The 4,443-nt window shown below is 74.6% G+C and carries 5 protein-coding genes; all 5 read left to right on the plus strand.

Annotation, left to right across the window (positions count from 1 at the left end):
* A partial coding sequence (locus tag AC1MIR_RS19525; protein WP_480029855.1) for a hybrid sensor histidine kinase/response regulator occupies positions 1 to 2,125 on the plus strand: 2,125 nt, incomplete at its 5' end.
* Positions 2,126 to 2,137: 12 nt separating this feature from the next.
* Positions 2,138 to 2,602, plus strand: a complete 465-nt coding sequence (locus AC1MIR_RS19530) for a chemotaxis protein CheW (RefSeq protein ID WP_480029856.1) — start codon at positions 2,138 to 2,140, stop codon at positions 2,600 to 2,602.
* A gap of 8 nt (positions 2,603 to 2,610) precedes the next feature.
* Positions 2,611 to 2,997, plus strand: coding sequence for a response regulator (locus tag AC1MIR_RS19535; RefSeq protein ID WP_480029857.1), 387 nt, complete (start codon positions 2,611 to 2,613; stop codon positions 2,995 to 2,997).
* Positions 2,994 to 4,088 (plus strand): chemotaxis-specific protein-glutamate methyltransferase CheB, encoded by a 1,095-nt coding sequence (gene cheB, locus AC1MIR_RS19540; RefSeq protein WP_480029858.1) that lies wholly within the window; start codon positions 2,994 to 2,996, stop codon positions 4,086 to 4,088. Before AC1MIR_RS19535 ends, cheB begins: the two co-directional genes overlap by 4 nt.
* Positions 4,085 to 4,443 (plus strand): protein-glutamate O-methyltransferase CheR (locus tag AC1MIR_RS19545; RefSeq protein WP_480029859.1); only part of this gene is annotated, 359 nt, incomplete at its 3' end. The genes cheB and AC1MIR_RS19545, both read left to right, overlap by 4 nt.

A 4,443-nucleotide genomic window follows, 5' to 3' on the forward strand; every position in this document is an offset into this window, starting at 1 on the left:
GCCGGCGGGTGGGGGGGGGGCGGCGGGGCGGCCCCCCGCCGGCGCGGGGGCGGCGCCCCGCCCGGCCGGGGGGGGGGGCGCCGCCGCGCCGCCGCAGAGCATCCGCGTCTCGGTGGACGTGCTGGAAGACCTGATGATGCTGGTCAGCGAGCTGGTGCTGACGCGCAACCAGCTGCTGCAGGTGGCGCGCGCGCGCGGCGACCAGGCCTTCTCCGTGCCGCTGCAGCGGCTGTCCCACATCACCTCCGACCTGCAGGACGGGGTGATGAAGACGCGCATGCAGCCGATCGGCAATGCCTGGGCGAAGCTGCCGCGCCTGGTGCGCGACCTGGCGCGCGAGCTCGGCAAGAAGATCGAGCTGGAGATGCGCGGCGCCGACACCGAGCTGGACCGCCAGGTGCTGGAGCTGATCAAGGACCCGCTGACGCATATGGTGCGCAACAGCGCGGATCACGGCCTGGAATCCACCGAGGAGCGGCGCCGCGCCGGGAAGCCCGAGACCGGCCGCGTGATGCTCAACGCGTATCACGAGGGCGGCCACATCCTGATCGAGATCGCCGATGACGGGAAGGGCCTCAACACCGCCCGCATCCGCGAGAAGGCGGTGGCGCAGGGCCTCGCGAGCGAGGCCGAGGTCGCGGCGATGTCGGATCGCGAGATCCACCGCTTCATCTTCCGCGCCGGCTTCTCCACCGCCGCCGCCGTCACCGCGGTCTCCGGCCGCGGCGTCGGGATGGATGTGGTGAAGACCAATGTGGAGCGGATCGGCGGCACGATCGACGTCGCCTCCGTCGCCGGGCGTGGCACCACCTTCATCATCAAGATCCCGCTGACGCTGGCGATCGTCTCCGCGCTGGTGGTGGAGGTGGCGCAGGAACGCTTCGCCATCCCGCAGATCGGCGTGCTGGAGCTGGTGCGCGTCGGCGGCGCGACCGGCGCGCAGGTGGAGCGGATCAAGGACGCGCCGGTGCTGCGGCTGCGCGACCGGCTGCTGCCGCTGGTCTCGCTCGGCCGCGTGCTGGGGCTGGAGGAGGAGGCGCCGGCGGCCGATATCGGCTTCGTCGTCGTCACGCAGGTCGGCCCCGCGACCTTCGGCATCATCGTGGACCGCGTGCACGACACCGAGGAGATCGTGGTCAAGCCGGTGCCGCCGATCCTGCGCCATATCGGCGTGTTCAGCGGCAACACGATCCTGGGCGACGGCAGCGTGATCATGATCCTCGATCCGAACGGGATCGCGCGCGCCACGGGCGTCGCGGCCGAGGGCGCGAATGCGCGTGCGGCGGAAGGCGTCGCGGCGGGCATGCGCTCGGCCGGCAAGACGGCGCTGCTGCTGTTCCGCGCGGGCGACGCGACGCCGAAGGCGGTGCCGCTCGGCCTCGTCGCGCGGCTCGACGACCTGCCGGTGGACCGCATCGAGTTCTCGGGCGGCGCGGCGGTGGTGCAGTACCGCGGCGCGCTGATGCCGCTTGTGCCGATGGGCGGCGTGGGACTCTCGGCCGAGGCGGAAGGGCGCGGGCGGCAGACCGTGCTGGTGTTCAGCGAGGGCGAGCGCAGCCTGGGGCTGATGGTGGACGCCATCCTCGACGTCGTCGAGGAGCGGCTGGAGATCAAGGGCGGCACCGACCGCGCGGGCTTCCTCGGCTCCGCCGTGGTGGCTGGGAAGGTGACCGACGTGATCGACACCGCCTGGTGGCTGCGCCAGGCGGGCGGCGACTGGTTCCGTGCGAACGAGGCGGCGGCGGCGAAGCGCCTGCTGGTGGTGGAGGACAGCGCCTTCTTCCGCGAGCTGGTGGTGCCGAGCCTCGCCGCGCAGGGCTACGAGGTGGTTGCCGTCGGCCAGCCCGCGGAGGCGCTGGCGCTCCGCGAGCAGGGCGCCGCGTTCGACGCCATCGTCTCCGACATCGAGATGCCGGGCATGGACGGCTTCGCCCTGGCCCGCGCGCTGCGCGACGGCGGGGCCTGGGCGGCGCTGCCGCTGATCGCCCTCTCGGGCCGCACCGATCCGCCGGCGCTGGCCCGCGCGCGGGAAGCGGGCTTCACCGATTTCGTGGCGAAATACGACCGCGACGCGCTGGCGGCCTCGCTCGCCGCCTGCCTCGCGATGCCGGTCGCGGCGGCCTGAGGAGAGGTAGCGATGCGCACGCAATCGACACAGGCCGCGATCGACGAGGGCGAGCTGGTGCTGACACTGACCGTGGGCGGGCAGCCCTGCGGCGTGCCGGTGCTGGCGGTGCGCGACGTGCTCGGCGCGCAGGGCATCACGCCCATCCCGCTCGCGCCGCCGGAGATTGAGGGCGCGATGAACCTGCGCGGGCGGATCGTCACCGCGGTGGACCTTCGCCGCCGCCTAGGCCTGCCGTCGCGCGATGCCGCGGCGAAGCCGATGAGCATCGTGGTCGAGCAGGGCGGCGAGCTCTATTCCATGCTGGCCGACGCGGTGGGCGAGGTGGTGCCGCTGCTCGCCGCCGACCGACAGCCCAACCCGCCGACGCTCGATCCCGCCTGGCGCGAGGTCTCGCGCGGGGTGCATCGGCGCGACGGGCAGCTGCTGATCCTGCTGGATGTCGAGCGGCTGCTGGCGATCGGGGGCGACCGATGAGCGCGACGATGGAAGCTGGCCGCGACTGCCTGGTGGTGGACGACAGCCGGGTGATGCGCAAGGCGGCGCGCCGCCTGCTCGAAGGTCTCGGCTTCGGCGTGCGCGAGGCGGAGGATGGCGAGAAGGCGCTGCTTGCCTGCCGCGAGGCGATGCCGGACCTCGTGCTGCTCGACTGGAACATGCCGGTGATGGACGGTCTGGAATTCCTGCGCGCGGCGCGCGCCGAGCACGGCGCGGAGCGGCCGCTGGTGATGCTCTGCACCACCGAGAACACGCCGGAGCGCATCATGCAGGCGCTGGAGGCGGGCGCGCAGGAATACGTGATGAAGCCCTATGACGCGGAGATCCTGGCGGGCAAGCTCGCACAGCTCGGCCTGCTGCAGGACGCCGCGTGAGCGCGGCACTCGCCACGGCGCCGCCGGCCGTCGCCGGCGCGGTGCGGGTGATGCTGTGCGACGACAGCGCGGTGGCGCGCGGCGCGCTCGCGCGCCTGCTGGGGCGGGATGCGGCGATCCGCGTGGTGGCGCAGGCGCAGGACGGGCGGCAGGCGCTGGAGATGCTGGCGGCGACGCCCGCCACGGCGCGCCCCGAGGTGATCCTGCTCGACCTCGAGATGCCGGTGATGGACGGGCTGACGGCGCTGCCGCTGATCCTGCGCGCGGCGCCCGGCAGTTCGGTGATCGTGGCAAGCGCGCTGAGCCAGCGCGGTGCCGCGGCGACCATGGCGGCGCTGCGCGCCGGCGCGGTGGACTACGTGCCGAAGCCCGCCGCCGCGCAGGGCGGCATGGCCGACCCCGCCTTTGGCGAGGAACTGCGCGCGAAGGTCCTGGGCTGGGCGCGGATGCGCCAGCGCGCGGCGCCGCGGCCGATGCGAATGCCCGTCGCGGCTGCGGGCACGCTGCCGAAGCCGCAGGTGATCGCCATCGGCAGTTCCACCGGCGGGCCGCAGGCGCTGGCCGCGCTGGTCGGTGCGCTGACGCGGCCGCCGCCGGTGCCCGTCCTGGTGGTGCAGCACATGCCGGCCGGCTTCACGGCGCTGCTGGCCGACCATCTGGCGCGGTTGCGCCGCCTGCCCTGCGCCGAGGCGCGCGACGGCGAGGCGCTGCTGCCGGGCCGGCTGTATCTCGCGCCGGGCGACCGGCACCTGCTGGCGAAGCCCTCCGCGGCCGGGCTCGTCGCGCACTTGTCGGACGGGCCGGCCGAGAATTTCTGCCGCCCCGCGGTGGACCCGCTGCTGCGCAGCCTGGTCGCGGCCTGCGGCGGACGCGTGGTGGCGGCGATCCTGACCGGGATGGGCCAGGACGGGCTGGCCGGCTGCCGTGCGCTGCGCGAGTCGGGCGGCGGCGTGCTGGCGCAGGACGAGGCGAGCTCGGTGGTGTGGGGTATGCCCGGCGCGGTGGCGCGCGCGGGCCTGGCGGCGGCGCTGGCGCCGCCGGAGGAGATCGCGGCGCGACTGCTCGCCGCCTGCGGGGAGGGACGCGCGTGACGGAGCCGGGCTTCGCCGAGATTGCCGCGCTGGTGCGCCGGCGCGCCGGCATCGTGCTGACCGAGGACAAATCCTACCTGCTGGAGACGCGGCTCGGCCCCGTGCTGCAGCGCTTCGGCCTCGCTTCCCTGCGCGTGCTGGGGGAGAAGCTGCGCCTGGCGCCGGGCGAGGCGCTGGAACGCGCCGTGGTGGAGGCGCTGACCACGCATGAATCGAGCTTCTTCCGAGACGGGCGCCCCTTCGAGCATCTCCGCGGCCTGCTGCCGCGGCTCGCCGCCGGCAAGGCGCCGGGCGCGCGCGTGCGGGGGGGGTGGGGCGCCGGCACCACCCCGCACGCGCCCGAGTACCACGCGCA

The sequence above is a fragment of the Falsiroseomonas sp. RANM36 genome (genome assembly GCF_056682175.1).

What these genes read in the sequence shown, in the direction of transcription:
- AC1MIR_RS19530 (WP_480029856.1), top strand. Translation starts at nt 2,138, where the DNA reads ATGCGCACGCAATCGACACAGGCCGCGATCGACGAGGGCGAGCTGGTG.
- AC1MIR_RS19535 (WP_480029857.1), top strand. Translation starts at nt 2,611, where the DNA reads ATGGAAGCTGGCCGCGACTGCCTGGTGGTGGACGACAGCCGGGTGATG.